At 45.1% G+C, this 16,464-nt stretch carries 14 protein-coding genes; 6 read left to right on the top strand and 8 right to left on the bottom strand.

Going from position 1 to position 16,464, the window contains the following annotated elements; translation table 11 throughout:
• Nucleotides 1–218 precede the first annotated feature (218 nt).
• Complete coding sequence (locus GF401_14865; GenBank protein ID MBD3346334.1) at nucleotides 219–392, top strand: hypothetical protein; 174 nt, start codon at nucleotides 219–221, stop codon at nucleotides 390–392.
• A gap of 4 nt (nucleotides 393–396) precedes the next feature.
• Here the strand turns inward: GF401_14865 and GF401_14860 are convergent, their stop codons facing one another.
• The 6 genes from GF401_14860 to GF401_14835 all read right to left on the bottom strand — a co-directional run bounded on the left by GF401_14860 (nucleotide 397) and on the right by GF401_14835 (nucleotide 8,310).
• Nucleotides 397–1,170, bottom strand: coding sequence for an N-formylglutamate amidohydrolase (locus GF401_14860; protein MBD3346333.1), 774 nt, complete (start codon nucleotides 1,168–1,170; stop codon nucleotides 397–399).
• Between the two features lie 2 nt (nucleotides 1,171–1,172).
• Complete coding sequence (locus GF401_14855) at nucleotides 1,173–2,765, bottom strand: gamma-glutamyltransferase (GenBank protein ID MBD3346332.1); 1,593 nt, start codon at nucleotides 2,763–2,765, stop codon at nucleotides 1,173–1,175.
• A gap of 26 nt (nucleotides 2,766–2,791) precedes the next feature.
• Nucleotides 2,792–4,972: a M20/M25/M40 family metallo-hydrolase gene (locus GF401_14850; GenBank protein ID MBD3346331.1), complete on the bottom strand. Its 2,181-nt coding sequence runs from the start codon at nucleotides 4,970–4,972 to the stop codon at nucleotides 2,792–2,794.
• A 369-nt stretch (nucleotides 4,973–5,341) separates the two neighbouring features.
• Nucleotides 5,342–5,491: a hypothetical protein gene (locus GF401_14845; protein ID MBD3346330.1), complete on the bottom strand. Its 150-nt coding sequence runs from the start codon at nucleotides 5,489–5,491 to the stop codon at nucleotides 5,342–5,344.
• Between the two features lie 389 nt (nucleotides 5,492–5,880).
• Nucleotides 5,881–7,323, bottom strand: coding sequence for an AAA domain-containing protein (locus tag GF401_14840; GenBank protein MBD3346329.1), 1,443 nt, complete (start codon nucleotides 7,321–7,323; stop codon nucleotides 5,881–5,883).
• Nucleotides 7,324–7,374: 51 nt separating this feature from the next.
• Entirely contained in the window at nucleotides 7,375–8,310 is a 936-nt protein-coding gene (locus GF401_14835) for an NAD-dependent epimerase/dehydratase family protein (protein MBD3346328.1), read from the bottom strand.
• Between the two features lie 196 nt (nucleotides 8,311–8,506).
• Between GF401_14835 and GF401_14830 the strand changes: the two genes are divergently transcribed.
• Nucleotides 8,507–8,731, top strand: a complete 225-nt coding sequence (locus GF401_14830) for a hypothetical protein (GenBank protein MBD3346327.1) — start codon at nucleotides 8,507–8,509, stop codon at nucleotides 8,729–8,731.
• Nucleotides 8,732–9,039: 308 nt separating this feature from the next.
• Here the strand turns inward: GF401_14830 and GF401_14825 are convergent, their stop codons facing one another.
• Entirely contained in the window at nucleotides 9,040–10,578 is a 1,539-nt protein-coding gene (locus tag GF401_14825) for an NAD(P)H-hydrate dehydratase (GenBank protein ID MBD3346326.1), read from the bottom strand.
• Between the two features lie 316 nt (nucleotides 10,579–10,894).
• Here GF401_14825 and thpR point away from each other — a divergent pair, with 316 nt between their 5' ends.
• From thpR to GF401_14810, 3 genes are all read left to right on the top strand, one after another.
• Nucleotides 10,895–11,443: an RNA 2',3'-cyclic phosphodiesterase gene (gene thpR / locus GF401_14820; protein ID MBD3346325.1), complete on the top strand. Its 549-nt coding sequence runs from the start codon at nucleotides 10,895–10,897 to the stop codon at nucleotides 11,441–11,443.
• A 180-nt stretch (nucleotides 11,444–11,623) separates the two neighbouring features.
• Nucleotides 11,624–12,937: a citrate synthase gene (locus GF401_14815; GenBank protein ID MBD3346324.1), complete on the top strand. Its 1,314-nt coding sequence runs from the start codon at nucleotides 11,624–11,626 to the stop codon at nucleotides 12,935–12,937.
• 195 nt (nucleotides 12,938–13,132) lie between these two features.
• Nucleotides 13,133–14,263 (top strand): KamA family radical SAM protein, encoded by a 1,131-nt coding sequence (locus GF401_14810; protein ID MBD3346323.1) that lies wholly within the window; start codon nucleotides 13,133–13,135, stop codon nucleotides 14,261–14,263.
• A gap of 139 nt (nucleotides 14,264–14,402) precedes the next feature.
• Here the strand turns inward: GF401_14810 and GF401_14805 are convergent, their stop codons facing one another.
• Nucleotides 14,403–15,620, bottom strand: a complete 1,218-nt coding sequence (locus GF401_14805) for a hypothetical protein (protein MBD3346322.1) — start codon at nucleotides 15,618–15,620, stop codon at nucleotides 14,403–14,405.
• 66 nt (nucleotides 15,621–15,686) lie between these two features.
• Here GF401_14805 and GF401_14800 point away from each other — a divergent pair, with 66 nt between their 5' ends.
• Entirely contained in the window at nucleotides 15,687–16,460 is a 774-nt protein-coding gene (locus GF401_14800; protein ID MBD3346321.1) for a biotin--[acetyl-CoA-carboxylase] ligase, read from the top strand.
• The last annotated feature ends 4 nt before the right edge of the window (nucleotides 16,461–16,464 follow it).

Here is a 16,464-nt window from a genome sequence, read left to right as displayed (position 1 = left end):
TAAATAAATGAAATTTTTCATGAATTTTTCAAAATTTTTTATTAAATTACATAGCTTGCTGAATTAATGGATAATGGGTCTTGCGATTTTTGCTGCCATTAACCATTTTGCCAGATACTTTCCTTTGGCTAGGGGAAAGGAAATAAGAAATAATTATTCCTTTTTTATAAAAATAAGAAGGAATGGTTCTGATTTAAACGTTTTAAGGAGAAGGTTGCATGCTGCTGAATGAATCCTATGATGCTGATGAAATTCTTCGTGAACATGAGGATTACGAGGAAGATTTCTCTAATGAGGATGATGTAGAAGAGCTTGATTTCGAAAACAGAGCCAAAGACGGTTATGCTGAGATCGTCAGCGATGTCAATGATGCTGAAGATCTTTGGGAATAGTTTGTTAAAGTCCGCAGGAGCGGAAAAAGCTTTGTAAGCCCTGGTTAAGTTTTCGGTTAACGTCTTGAATTCTTGTATTATCCTGGAGAATTTTTTCGCCTTCCTTTGAAGGCAATGTCATGTATAAATTTCTGTTGAGTTCTATTTGAATCCAGGGTATTGGTTCGTTCCCATAGGTCCCGATAATATAGCCACCTGCAAAGGGATCGTTAATTCGTATATCATTTTTCGAAACAGCAAAGGCATCGGAAAGGCGCTCTCTGAGTTTTTCCACAAGGGGAAAAGGGCAGCTTTGACCTCTGCGATTGCCAAGGCATATTGCGGGTCGGGGACTTTGTCTGTCCGGGGATATCGGAGGAGCGAATGCCGCCATTGAATGGCAGTCCAATCCGAGCTTTAATTCCTTATTTCTTGCAAGAGAATTGTTGATTTTTCGGTGAAATGAGGCATAATACCGTTTCAGCAGCAGGTCTGCAGTTTTGCTTTCGGGTGTTTTTCCGGGCAAATACACCGATTTATTATAACAGGTAACGCTTTTCAGAACTCCATCAGGGTTCCCCGGTGGAAAATCATCGGGAGCACGATTGACGTCGATAATCGCACGGGCCGTTTCCGAGATAATTGTATCGACCGCATTATTGCGCAGGTCGTATATCTCCCGGGTAAAGGCGTCTCCATCTTTGAGAATATCCTCCGGTGTAAGTGCAATATGATCGTTAATTTCGGGTGGTACAGATGTGCCACCATGGGGGATGGTAATCAGGACAGGGAGTTTCATTGTTATATTCCGCCTGCCGTTCCATCTCGCCGGATTTCCGCTACTCCCTCGAATTCATTTTCCGACATTACAACAGCATGAACCGCACCGAGGTAAAAAGCATAGGGATCTCTCAGATCGATACGGTACCCTTTTGCTTCAAGGAAATCGACAACGCCTTGCGGGAACCGTTCTCGTTCGATGCTGACCCGTCCTCCCAGTGAGCAATGGATCCTCGGAGCATTCATGGCATCGAAGAGCGACATTTTATCATCGATGACATGGACCAGGAACTGGGCCAGTGTAGAGAAGATCCGCCCGCTGCCGGGTGATCCAAGAGCCATCCATAATTCTCCTTTTTTGAATATCAGTGAAGGTGCTACTGATGCCCAGGGAACGGAATTGGGGCGAAGATAATAGGGATTTTCCGGAAGTTTGTATTCAAAATCGGAAAGATAGTTATTATAAAGGAAGCCCAGGCCTCCGGCGGCGGCTTTGCTGCCGTATACCCGTTCGATTGATTGTGTCAGGCTGACCGCCCATCCATTGTGGTCAATAACCGAAAGATGCGTTGTTTCGCCCGAAATTTCATCTTCGGTAATAAGGGATGGTAAAATAGTTCTATCGACAGCATTTATGAGCTCGGTAATACTCTCACGTGAATATGAGCGGTCGAGCATATCTTTTTCGTGATGTTGAGGATAGAAATTGGGATCAAAGGGTCTGTCGGCTCTTTCGAGCAGGGTTTTTCGGAAGACTTCGGCGAATATATGAAGCCTTCGGCGGTCCTTATCTCTCAGCAGTTTTGCCGGAATAGCATCGATCATCAGAAGTGCAAACAGAAGGGACCGTCCTGCCCCCGGCGGGGGCATGGAATAGACCCGGTGTTTTCTGAATGTGCACTTGAGTGGTGTTCTGAGAAGAGGCAAGGGAATAAGGGCAAGATCATCATACCGGAGTAGTCCGCCGTTTTCCCGCATATCAGCATCGATCTGTTTGGCTGTCGTGCCATTGTAGAATTCTTCTATTCCCTTTATTGATAATGTCTTAAGGAGCACCGCCAGGTCGGGTTGACGAAAGAGCGCGCCTTCTGCATAGGCGGTGCCATTATCAAGGAAATAATCGGCGCCCGAGCGGGATTCGATTATATTGAAGTTTTCTAGTTGTTCATGCTGGAGACGGTGCTGCAGGGGAGTGATCGTGTAGCCGTGGGCGGCAGCGGCAATTGCCGGTTCCATAATCTGCTCCCGGGGCAATGTTCCGTAGCGCAGATGTGCATATCCGAGCGTTGCCGGGGTGCTGGGTACGGTTGATGCCCTGTATCCCAATGTCCGGTCATCCCGGTAAATTGCATTGACATGGGTCAGTGATGGAGCCCGGGAGGAACCGTCCAGAGCAATTACTTTTCGACCACCATAAAGAAGCATCATGGTTTGACCGCCGAGGCCGCTTGCCTGGGGTTCGCATACACCCAGGGTCCAGGCTGCAGCACAGGCGGCATCAATGGCATTGCCACCGGCCCTCAACATTGCAACACCGGCTTCGGTGGCTAAAGGAAAGGCCGTAGAAACCATACCGTTTTTTGAAACAGCGAATTTTTGCGACGAGCCATGCATGGAAAAGCTCCTTTTTGGTGGCACGGTTAATCTTTTATCGACATCCGGATGATCAAGGCAAGCAAGGTAGCACGGTCCAGTAAGCTGTCCCTGATTATATATTCGGTAGGAGAACGCTGATCGCCTCCTGCGGGCCCGAGTCCTTCCAGTGCACGGCTCTCGGGAACAACATACCCGATGGCCGATGATGTTATCCGGTGTATCGATGCGGCCCGTACTTCCAGTTTTTCGGCCATTACTTTTACCTTGCCGTAAAAGTCGTTCACATGCTGGTTTTCATTGAATGCGGGGCAGTAGATGCTTCTTTTTACTCTAATCCGGACTTTTGAATCGATGCTTTTTCCGGCAATCTTTCTGATTTCTTCATTGAGGATATCCACCTGTTTCTCATCTTTGAATCGAACTTCCAGAGCAGTCTTTGCATAATCGGTTGAGAGGCCGAACCCCGTTTTCGCTTCGAGTGATACAGGCCGAACCATGAGCCCGTCTTTTTCCGAATCGAGTTTTTGCCATGCAAGGATTTTATGTGCCGTCACACCGATAATGTCGGTCTGTTTCGATTCTTCGGGACTACGGGCATGAGAAAGAACAATCTGGTATTTGGCACTGCCGCTGCATGAAGTTATAATACCTCCAGCCTTTCCTCCAGATTTCAAACCAACGGTATATTTTGATTTTTTCGAGAAGTCGGTAATCAATTTGCCGCCGAATTTACCTCCCAGGGAATCATCGGTAATGCAGAGAACCGCGCATCGCACTTTTTTCAGCCAGCGGGTAAACCGGAGCGCCTGCAATGCTCCGAGCATGACTGCCAGACCACCTTTGCTCTCGGCAATACCCGAACCGTAGATCCGTCCCTGTACTTCCCTGTAGGGGACCCGTTCCGAATAGGTATAGATCGTATCGAGATGACTTATAAGCAGGATATCATTGTGTTGGTCTTCATGGTTGGTAAAATAAAGAATATTTCCTGCTTCGGTCTGGGGGAATACCTGACGGTTGAATCCAAGATTTTTCATTCGGGCCGATATCCAGTTTCCCAATGAATTTATCCCCTCGGTATCATTGACATAAGTATCCATTCTGGTCATGAGTTTTACATAGTCGATAATAGCCGGGATGTTTCCCCGCACATGACTCCTTAGCCGAACTCGAAGCGGCATGGCTTCATCCCGTGCCCGGAGTTCTTCCTCTTCCGGCGCAGTAATGAAACGATTTCCAAAATACCGGGTTGTGGCAACCTCCACAATACGGTTAACCAGGATTTCGAATGAATACCCATTTGCCTTTGCCGAACAGACATAGGAACCGGTCATACCAAGACTGGCCATCGAATTTATCTCAAGAATGTATATCTTGTTCGATCCATCTACCCGGAAATCGATTCGGGCAAAATCGAGTGTGCCAAGGGCATTAAAGGCTTCTTTGGCAATTCGCTTCAGTTCATTATTGAGTTCTTCGGGTATTTTTGCCGGACAAACCTTCGATACCGGTGCCATCATCTTTGCATCATGACTCTGAATACCTTCTTTAATGCCGCCAAAATCAAATTCGACAACAGGAAATGTTTCAAGATCTGGTCCGTTGCCTAAAAGTCCTACGGCAAACTCTCTTCCGGCAATAAACTCTTCAACCAGAGCCTGTTGACTGAACGTCTGTGTGATGTTTATTACGGCCTCAAGCAGTTCCCCGGTAGAATGCACTACTGCAATTCCCATGGAAACCGCTTCCATCTTCGGTTTCACAATAGCAGGAAAGAGTACCTCACGGGCAAGATTTTCATTGGCCGATGAAAAAAGCCAGTAGCGCGGTGTGGGAAGATTGTGCTGCTCAAAAACAATCTTACTCATGACCTTATCGAGTGCCACCGCATGGGCCTGGGGTCCGGAGCCGACATAGGGTACGCCAAGCATTTCAAGCATCGCCGGAATATGGGTGTATCTGCTCTGGCCCTGTATGCCATAGGCCATATTGAATACCATACCCGGTTTTTCGCCTTCCATAACCCGGGGCATGAAATTGCGAAGCTCCTCTGCGACGTTAATATTGCCCTCAATTACCCGCACATTATGTCCACACTTTTCAAGGGCGGTAGCAACTTTCTCCACCGTTTTCGGATTATAACGCTCTTTTGTCTGGGGACCGAATATCTCAATGACATCATCAGCCTGTACAGCGGTTTTATTGAATATTACAGCTATCTTCACTTCTCACCTTTCTCGATGGAGTGGAATCTTGGCCTCCGGGTCAATAAAGGAATTGCAAGAGGAATAACTTTCATATCCCACATTGAAAATGTGAAAATACTAGAAAAAACAACTGTTACGTATAATTTTCTTTGAAACAACAGCACACAATGAATGGCAACAAAAGCAAAAAAAATGCGGAGACAGTAAAGGGCTGCCCCCGCTTGCGAAAACTAATCGTATCTTTTCAAATGAATATTCGTCCGACTCTTCCTCTTGATCCAATGTTTTATCTTCTTGCTTATCGCTTACAGCCGGATCACTGTCGGAATCAAGGACAATTGCTTCACCGTTATTTTCCGCCTGCATTCCAATTGTTGGCATAGAGCATCAAACATCTTCAATTTCATCAAACGCATCATATTTGTCGGTCATTACACAATCGGGGTCATGACCGCTGATTCGACCACAAAATTCACATTCTTCATGAAAGGCGGCACCATCGTCTTCATCCTCGAATCGAAGCTCTCCATAGGCCATAGATCTACCCTTCCTTTCTAATTTAAATATTTTCAATGGATTACGACCATTGGTGATTGGCGGAAAACCAAATCCACCGGTTTTACAGTGAACATTTATTTATCTTCAGTAATATCAATGCTTTATTTGATTGATATCAAACGCTCAGTGTGCTTGGCCTAAAAATGTAAGTTACTGCTTTTTTGTTAGTTAAATGATGTTTCGCCGTTAATAAATGTTTCCGGGATATGATCTGGTCCGGTTCAATTTTCTGAAGGAATAATGCAATCAGTATGCCAACGTGGTCTGGATAGGTAGATTTTGGCAGGAATAGCAGCTCTGTTCAGGGAGAGCATGCATTATCGCTTATTTTAGGAACGCTGGTGTCGCATTTTTCATTATTTCGGAACTCATTGTTCTTGAACCTGTCGGCTGAATTCCGATTTTTTGAATTCTTCTTTTCGGATAGCGTGTTTGGTGAGTAATTTGTGGAGTTGTCTGGTCGTGATTCCTGCTGCGCGAGCGGTGCTGTCGATTCTTCCCTGATTTTTTGCCAGAAGCCCTTTCAGGTAATTTCTTTCGATATCGGCATAGCTGGTTTTTCGAAGTTCGGCGAGGGTGAGGGAGGTAATCAACGGGATTTCGGCAACAGTCTTTTGGCTGGTGAATAATTCGCCCGGAAAGCTTTCTGGTGTCAGAATTGATGATTTTTCAATGAGATAGGCCCGTTCCATCAGGTTTTCCATTTCCCGGATATTGCCCGGCCAGGAATAGCAATAAAATGCATCAAGCACTTCAGGATGAATGCTTTTAATATTTTTTGAATGGGTCGTATTCAGCCGAAAAAGAAAATCATTGGCAAGTGATGGAATATCCTCAAGGCGTTCGCAGAGGGGTGGAAGTTCGATAGGAAAGACATTCAGCCGGTAGTAAAGGTCCCTTCTGAATTCACCCTTTTCAATCATTGATGTGAGATTGGCGTTAGATGCTGCGATAATCCGGGCACTGGTATAGATATCAGTTTCACCTCCAACTCGCTGAAAATGCTTCTCTTGCAATACCTGCAGGAGTTTGATTTGTGCAGAAAGCGGCATAGTGCCGATCTCATCCAGAAAAATGGTGCCATCACCGGCAATTTCAAATTTTCCGAGTTTTCGTTTTACCGCGCCGGTAAATGCTCCTCGTTCATGGCCAAAGAGTTCGCTTTCAATAAGATTTTCGGGTATCGCCCCGCAATGGACACTGATAAAGGGTTTGCTATTTCGAGGGCTATTTGAGTGTATCAGCTTTGATATCAATCCCTTACCTGTCCCTGTTTCTCCGGTAATCAAGACAGTCGTTGCCGAGGGGGCAACCGATTTGACCTTACTGAAGACTGTGCGCATGGTCGAATTTTTGGTGCTGACAATTCTTAATGAGTCGGAATCCCAGAATTGGTCACGGAAATAATCGAGTTCCGACTGCGCACGGGTCGCCTCGAGGGTGGTTTCGATAACATATTCCGCCTCTTTCTTATCGAGCGGAAAAGTCAGGTAATTGCTTGCTCCTGCCCGCACGGCATCAACGGCTTTCCGGATATTTTCCTGAGAGCAGAGAATAATTATCTCAAGAGAGGGAGCGGTTTTCCAGAAGGGATTGAGCAGTTTTCGGTAATTATTTGCTTGAGCGTATTCGATACTCATTTTTCTCAGGGCAAGGATATCGATAAACAGGAGTTCATATCGTTGTTTCTGAAGCCGATCAAGACAATCGTTGGGATTTTCTAAAAAGTCGGCGGTATATTCTTTCTGAAGACACGATTTAAGAATCGCCACGGCGTCTTTATTTCTGGTGGAGATTACTGCCTGTTTCATGATATTCGATATATTTAAAGAATCTGAAACGGTGCTAAAGAGCTTGAAAAATCAGCCCTTTAGGCGATTGGTGAAATATTCGATTGTTTTGCCAAGCCCCTCTTTCAGAGGTACTCTGGGCTCCCACTTCAGGATCGATTTGGCTTGGGTGATCTCCGGACGACGCTGCTTTGGGTCGTCGGAGGGGAGCTTTTTGGAAACAATTTCGGATTTTGACCCGGTTAGTTCAATAATTAACTCTGCAAGTTCTCTTATTGTGGTTTCTGTCGGATTGCCGATATTAACCGGTCCGGTAACATCTTCCGTATTCATAAATCGGATTGCAGCATTAATAAGGTCGTCGACATAACAGAATGAGCGAGTCTGTGAGCCGTCTCCGTAAATGGTGATATTGTCTCCCTTGAGTGCCTGAACAATGAAATTCGATACAACTCTGCCGTCGTGCGGATGCATTCGGGGACCGTAGGTGTTGAATATACGCATTACTCTGATATCGACATCGTTCATGCGGTGATAATCAAAAAACAGTGTCTCCGCAACCCGTTTGCCTTCATCGTAACACGAGCGTAGCCCAATCGGATTAACATTTCCCCAGTATGACTCTTTCTGAGGGTGCTCGGTAGGATCACCGTAGACCTCTGATGTTGATGCCTGGAGGACACGGGCTTTCACGCGTTTGGCCATACCAAGACAATTAATTGCTCCCATTACATTGGTTTTGATTGTTTTCACCGCATTGTATTGATAATGAATTGGCGATGCAGGACAGGCAAAATTATAAATCTTATCGACTTCGATAAATATGGGAAGTGTTATATCATGACGAAGGACTTCAAAATTATGACAATCCATGAGGTGCATGATATTTTTTTTGTTACCGGTGAAAAAATTGTCGAGGCAGATTACATCGTGGCCCTCCGCTACCAGGCGATCGCAAAGGTGTGAGCCTAAAAAGCCTGCGCCTCCGGTAACGAGTATTCGTTGCATTTCCATTAAGGTCCCTTTATTGTTGCAGGTATAATGACACGGTTTAAAATATGTACTTAAAATAATTGAGAATCCGGATGATGAGAAATTACGCTAATCGATTTTTATTGTTTTAACCATAAGGTATTTTATTTTGTGTGCACGGATAATGCAAAATAAAAGGTGCATTTTTATTTTTTTTTCGGCTTCTGTTTCTATGAATGCGACAAAAAATTGGGGGCTGTGCTTCTGTAATTGCGGCAAGAATATTCTGCCCGGTGATGAATTCGTTATTGTTGATGGTGGAATGTATCTGGCCGGCCATGAAATCAAAGCGACCCGTCACATGCCTGCGATACAATCCGATTCTCCGCCACCAGAAACCGGCAAAAATTATTCGGACAGGGAAAATTTAAGTGATCTTCCCCTTTTTGGCCCCTAATTAATGTAATAAACCATTTTTTTTTTGCAATTTATTTTTAAAAAAAACCTCGTTTTTGAGCGAAAAACGCAAGTTTTGTAAAAATAACCAAAAATAACCAAAAAAAACCTTGACTCTTTATCCGTTTAGTGGTATTATATAAGTAAGCCTACACCACTGCCATAGCACCAGCACGTCTGTTCTTGTAACACTCCTTTCTAGCCGGCCGTGAGATACAGCACTCGCGGCCGATCTTTTTTTATCTACTCTTATTCTTGTGTTTTCATTGCCAAAAATGGCTTTTTCCGGTTAGGTTCAAATTGATCCGACTATTCGGTGAGTATATTCATCACCTTATATATTGAGTCGATCAGATCTCCGGCAATCATGGAATACTCCCCACGTTTTTCCCGGGCAAAATCGCCTGCGATTCCCTGGATAAAAGCACCCAGGATCGCTGCATCGGTTGTTTTGCATCCCTGGGCCAGAAGGGAGGCGATAATTCCACTGAGGACATCACCTGAGCCTGCAGTAGCCATACCCGAATTGCCGTAGGGAAGTATATAGATATTGGCCTGGGGATCGGCAACAAGTGTCGGGTTGCCTTTAAGAAGGATTGTACAGTTATATTCCGAAGCTTTCTGTTTGAGGGACGCGATTATCTCCAATGGCTGCTCGGGCAAAGAACCAAAAAGGCGTGCCCATTCACCTTTGTGAGGAGTAAGAATTATCTCGGCATTAATCTCCTTCAGGTGCTCTGCAGCTCCCTTGAACGCGTTAATACCGTCGGCATCGAGGATCATCGGTTTCCCGGCCTTTTTTACGAACTCTTTAACAAGTTGTGTTGTCTCATTATCATGGGAAATGCCGGGCCCGATACAGATCGAATCATTTTTTTCGGCCAGATCAAGCAACTGGGAGAGTGCATTATATGATGGTGTTCCCCGGCTGGTTTCATCGATGCTGTGCATAACGGTTTCGGTCAGCTTGCTGCTGAGGACCGGCAGGGCACTGTGAGGAGTGGCGCAATGGACCATGCCACATCCGGTTCGTATTGCAGCCAGGCATGCAAGTGTTGCAGAGCCGGTCATTCCCTTGGATCCGCATACCATCATTGCACACCCATGATCAAACTTGGACCCGTCGGGTTTTCGTGGCGGAAGAGCACCTTTCAGGTCGCCGAATTCGGGAATAAATATGTTATCGTGATTTGCGGCAACGATCTTTTCAGGGTAGCCGAGTTCTTTAATAAACAACGTACCGACTGATGATTTGCCCGGATAAAAATAGGCGCCGATTTTGGGAAAGCCCATGGTAACGGTGGCGGTTGCATTGATGCACGGAGAACTCGGTATCCCCGTGTCGTTATTGAGTCCCGAGGGGGTGTCAACCGCAAGAATCCGGACACCCGATTGATTGATTTTTCTGATAACATCGGCGTAAAATGCCCGGGGATTACCTTTAATGCCGGTACCAAGCATGGCATCAATGATCAATGCATACGTATGGATATTTTCCAGAAGCTCGATATCATCAAGATGGCAGAAATTGCCGCTTTTTTCAATATATTCATCATACGCCTTTTTAGCTTCATTCTCCAGTTCTTCACCTTCACACAACCCGAAACACATCACCCCATACCCGGCCTCGAGAAGCAGCCGACCGGCAACGTAACCGTCACCGCCATTGTTTCCTTTTCCGCATAGAATCGCAATATCTCCGGTTTTCCGGTCATTAACCATCTGGTGCGCTACACTGAATAATTCCATTCCGGCTTTCATCATATAAGAATATCCCACCGAAATATTGCTCAATATCGCTTGTTCATCAATAGCTCTCATTTGTGAGACAGTAAGAACAGGCATCATGATTTCGCCTTTCGTTTCAGGTAGTAGAATCAATTAAATGAAACTTGGTGACTAATTTGTATTCAGGATAACACTGAAATATTTTCAGCATTGATTCGCAATATAAGTATGTAAAATCTTTGATCAACCGGCTTTCCCTGCTTGCCATGGTTTCTGTGCCGGCTTTTTATTACGGAATTGGTGTTTCCACGATGGATGCCGATTGAAAGTAAATACAATCGGATATCACTAACGTTTGTACGCTGCCGCAACCAGGCAGTATATATACGAAAATACAAATATAATCTTTCAACAGAGAAAAATACAGGGTCGTAGTATGTATCGTTTGTTTATTGCCCTTGATTTTTCCGATGATGTCAAGGAAGCAATTGCAGGTATCTGTTTTGGTATCCCTCATGTACGATGGATGCCTGCCGACCAGATACATCTGACGCTTCGGTTTATTGGAGAGGTGGATAAGCACCTGTTTGAGGAGATAAAGTCGGCGTTATATTCGGTTCATGCAACAAAGTTCAAACTTTCACTCAAAGGGACAGGATATTTTCCTCCGCGAAGAGATCCGAGAGTCCTGTGGGTTGGAGTTGAAAATAATGAGTTGCTGTTGCAGTTGTTCAACAGGATAGAGCAGGCGCTTCATTCTGTCGGATGCGAACCAGAGAAACGAAAATTTCATCCCCACATAACTATCGGTCGGCTTAAAGAGAAGGTACCGTCTTCAAAAGTGATGCCCTTTGTGGTCAATAATGCGCTTTTTTCGGTACCGGACATAGCGGTCGATCAGTTTTTCCTCTATTCCAGCAATCTTACCCGCGAGGAGGCTATTCACACAAAACAGGAGTCTTATTCTTTAATTGACCCAGTTTAATTATGCCCCAATAGGCCTGTTTATCCCGAACATACGTTTGAGGGTGAATTTTAAGTCTTTAGAATTTGTCTGATCAGCGTGTAAGAAATATATATTCTACGTGCCCTTTTTGGGCCTGCTGAAGGTGTTGTTTACTATATTGTTTTTCTGGAACCATCAACCTGAAGGATTTAGAATTTTATGAGTACACCGCAGAAAGCGCGATTAAAAATAAAAAACCATAATGTTGAACTTCCGATTATCGAAGGAACCGAAAATCAGGTCGGTATTGATATCAGCCGATTAAAAGCCGATGCAAACTGCACAACCTTTGATAATGGTTTTGCAAATACATCATCATGTTTAAGTTCGATAACCTTTGTTGATGGAGAAAACGGGCAGTGCCGTCATCGGGGGTATAATATCATTGACCTTGCAGAAAACTGCTCCTTTGTTGAAGTTGCATATCTTCTTGTTCATGGTGAATTGCCGACTGCTCAGGAACTCAATCGTTTCAGCAGATATTTAAATCAGCACTCGATGATTCATGAAAATATGCACCACTATTTTGCCGGTTATCCTGCCGATTCTCATCCCATGGGTGTTCTGGCTTCAATGGTGACATCCTTATCGAGTTTCTATCATCTGCTGTCGCACAAGGATCCTAATTTTGATATTACCGCAGCACGATTGATTTCGAAGGTCAGAACCATCGCGGCATTTTCCTATAAAAAATCACAGGGCGAGCCGCTTGTCTATCCACGTCACGACCTGAGCTATTGTGCAAATTTTCTCAACATGATGTTTTCTTCACCGGTCAACTATTATGATATTAATCCGGATATTGTAACGCTGCTGAACAAATTGCTTATTCTCCATGTCGATCATGGTCAGAACTGTTCCGCAACTGCCGTGCGACTTGTCGCCAGTGCGCGGGCCAATCTGTATGCATCGATTTCCGCCGGTATTTGTGCCCTCTGGGGGCCATTTCACGGCGGCGCCAATCAGGCGGTTATCGAGATGCTGAATAAAATTAAGAACGACGGCAGGAATATCAAGAAGTATGTTCAGAAAGCAAAAGATAAAAATGACGATTTCCGTCTGATGGGTTTCGGTCATGCGGTATATAAAAATTATGATCCCCGTGCTAAATTCAGCAAGCGGCTGTGTGACGAATTCCTTCCAAAACTCGGCATCGTCGACCCTTTGCTTGACATCGCTATGGAACTCGAAGATATCGCTTTGAATGATGACTATTTTGTCAGCCGCAAATTATATCCCAATGTCGATTTTTATACAGGTATTCTTTATCGTGCTATCGGTATTCCAACAAATATGCTGACAGTAATGTTCGCTTTGGGAAGACTTCCCGGATGGATTGCTCAGTGGAAAGAAGGTGTTGAATCATCAACAAAAATTTATCGTCCACGGCAGATTTATATTGGGCCCAAAAGCAAGCCATTCATACCTATAGATAAGCGCAAAAAGAAACGGCAGGAGCGGCGTTCCTATTAAAACGCCGCCCGTTGGATTTTAACGCTTGTCGGAGTCTCCGATTCTAATCTGTAACAGCTTGATTCTATCGTGGGGAAATGAAACCCCGACCTTTACAAGTGCACAGGATGGCGCCGTTTTTGAGGTTATAAATGGCGCGTTATTATTGGTGCCAACGAGATACATGATCGGTCACATTATTTCAGGCTAAGGATTATGCAGCAACCAAAGTATATCACCAAGCTCGATCAGCTTATGCATCTCATCCCGCAGGAACGTAAAGCTCTGAAACCGGTGTGCGAAAAGTATCCATTCCGAACAAATGATTATTACCTCTCCTTGATTAACTGGGATGATCCCGACGATCCGATCAGACGGATAATTATACCTGATACCCGGGAATTAAAGGTGTGGGGACGGCTCGATGCATCAGATGAAAGAAAGAATACGAAAGCGCCGGGGCTGGAGCACAAGTACGAGGACACCGCGTTACTTCTTGTAAACGATGTTTGCGGAGGATATTGCCGGTTCTGTTTTCGTAAGCGCCTGTTTATGCATCTGAACGATGAAGTTACCCGCGATATTGGGCCCGCTCTTGAGTATATCCGTGATCATAACGAGCTGACAAATGTTCTTCTTACCGGCGGCGACCCGTTGATTTTGTCGACGAACAAGCTGAGTAAGATTATCCATGGAATCAGGCAGATTGATCATGTCAAAATTATTCGTATCGGAAGCAAAATGCCGGCATTCAATCCCTTCCGGATACTCAATGACCGGAGCCTGCTCGAAGTATTCAACAAGTACTCACTTCCGGAAAAACGTATTTATTTGATGACTCATTTCAATCATCCCCGGGAGTTGACACCGCAGGCACTTGATGCGATGGCGCTTATTCAGAAGACGGGCGTTATTGTCTGCAACCAGACCCCACTGTTGAAAGGTATCAATGATGATCCCCATGTGCTGGCCGAATTATTCAAGAAGCTTTCTTTTGCCGGAATACCGCCCTATTACGTTTTTCAGGGAAGGCCTACCTCGGGAAATCATCCCTTTGCGGTACCGGTAGAGAAATCGTTCCGGATTTTTGAGCTGGCGCGGATGGAGTGTTCGGGACTTGCCAAAAGAGCCCGTCTCGTCATGTCTCACTCAACAGGTAAAATCGAGATCCTGGGAATAAGCCGTCATAAGGTTTACTTCCGGTACCACAGGGCATATCACCCGCAGAAAAAAGCCGGGTTCATGGAATTTGAGAGCAATCCACGGGCATACTGGTTTGATGATTACCGGGAAGTTATGTCGAACTATGCTGCAGAAAATCCCTATCGATGTTTCGGGCCGGATTAAGAGCGAAAGTCGAGAGATGAAGATGAGGGGAAGATTACGAAAGGTGTGAGACAAAAGACCTGGCCCGAGGTGCTATCGGGAGAGGGACAACGATGTGAAACAAAATTGTATACCTTGTACCCCAGGTTTTGGTTGCCAGCTAAAATCCCTGAAGGCCGCAGCAGCGGGTGCATACCGGCATGAGACCTTTTCCCATTTGTCTGCGGAATTCCTTAAAGTCTTCACCATTCCAAACCTCGTAGAAAGCCTGTTCATTGATATTCCCGCAGGTGTAGTCCTGATAGTCCCGGCAGGGGGTTATTCTGCCGTCGGGTGAAATTTCCGCGGTGACATAAATGCTTTCGCAGGAGGAGAATCCGCAATCCCAGGTGTGATCTTCGTAGTAGCGGCGAATCTGGCTTTCGGATGTTATATCAGGTAGAAATTGGGGTACCGAAGGCCATCCTTTGGCTATCCGACGGGTTTCCCGTATCTGCTGAGCGCAAAGTTTGGGATCGACATCCTGAAAACAGGATTTGAGATAGCCTCTATGATTTTTTGGCAAGTAGCCGAATCGTTTTTCAAATACCTCTTCGTGGAGTGCGGCACGTTCTTTGGTGATATACCATCCGAAGTAATAGGGGTGAAGTTGAGTTTTTTCTCGAACCAGACGGTGGATCTGGGAGAGATGCATATAGTTATCATTGGATATCACGGTAATTGGAATAACCAGGGGGGCAGCAAGGTTTTTTCTTTTTTTGATTTCATCCACCCGATCGATGATTTCCATGGTTTTTTCAAAATTATCCGATTTTTTGCCCCGGGCCGGAGAGCGCATGAGGTTCTGCGATTCGGCATTCCAGCCATCAAGACTCAAATAAAGAATGGCAAGGGCGCCTGTTTCGATAAGATCTTCGATGATTGGCGCCAGAGACTGGGCATTTGAAACGATAGAGCCGTAGAGCTTGTTTTTGCCCATTTCCTGGAATAGGGGGAGCAATGGTTTCCACATGGTGGGTTCACCACCCCAGATATAGTAGAAAGGTTTGTCACGTTTTGTTTCGTAGAGTACCCGTTTAACGACGTCAAAATCGAGCCGGTTCAGTTTCTCGCCTGCATCCAACTTAGCGCGAAGGTGCCCGTTTTCACCCCATTGTCCGCATGAACCGCATCGAAGGTTGCATACTTCATTAACCCGGAGTGAGAGCATACCGACAGGAATATCTTTTTCAGGATCCCTTGCAGCAAAATATTTCCTGAGCCCAAGAGGGGCGATGGTTTTCCAGGTGTGTGGATCTTTCGCCAGAGCAGGAAAAGCATGTTTGAATACAAACTGATTCGGCAGGAGGGCAACACCGCGGAGTTGAGACATTGTCATTTCTTTCTGTTCGCTGATTAAATAAAGTGTTTAAATATATATTATTGACCCGAAAACTTCTATGATATTGAAGGTGCAGCAGTGTTACAGGGATTTTCGTCTATTACCGAGCTTCCGTATGTCGAGAAATTCGATCACTTCGAGGTAGTCGAATCGACTAATACCTATGCCAAAAGCTTGAAGGCTTTTCCGCAACAGGGTATGTATATAATTCTATCTGATATACAAACTGCGGGTCGGGGGCAGCGGGGCAATAGTTTTTTCTCCCATATCCCCGGGGGGTTATGGGTGTCGATAGTTTGTCCGGTTGATGATATTTCATGTCATTTCAGGTATAACAGAGCAATCAGCATGGCAATTTATGATATTCTCCACGAGAAAGCCCCGGATACCTGTTGCGCGATAAAATGGCCTAATGATATTTTGTGCAATCAAAAGAAGATATGTGGTATTTTACTGGAAACGTCTCGTCACAGTAAAAACCATTTGATAATAGGATTTGGCCTGAATCTAAATAACAGAACATGCCTGTTTCCCCCCGATATTGCCGCTGTTGCGACAACACTCAGCGATGAAACAGGTGATAATGTATCGCTTGAAGAGATCCTTGCGGGGGTAGTGGAAAATTTCTATAGGAATATTCATCTGGATTCTTCTCTATTGCATCAGCTATATTGCAAGAGATTGTATGGCGTCGGCATGATGATTGCCTTGGGAGAGCAACAGGGTATCTTTGAGGGCGTTTTAGATGACGGCAGGTTATGTTTGAAAAAGGATGGCATGACGCTTTATTTTTCTTCCGGACCAATGAGGGTTATCGGAGACCAGCCATGTCTGTGAACGA

This window comes from Chitinivibrionales bacterium, from assembly GCA_014728215.1.
In the GTDB taxonomy this organism is placed as follows: domain Bacteria; phylum Fibrobacterota; class Chitinivibrionia; order Chitinivibrionales; family WJKA01; genus WJKA01.
The sequence above is the reverse complement of the archived record's forward strand: the minus strand, read 5'-3'. Positions and strand labels throughout refer to the sequence as shown.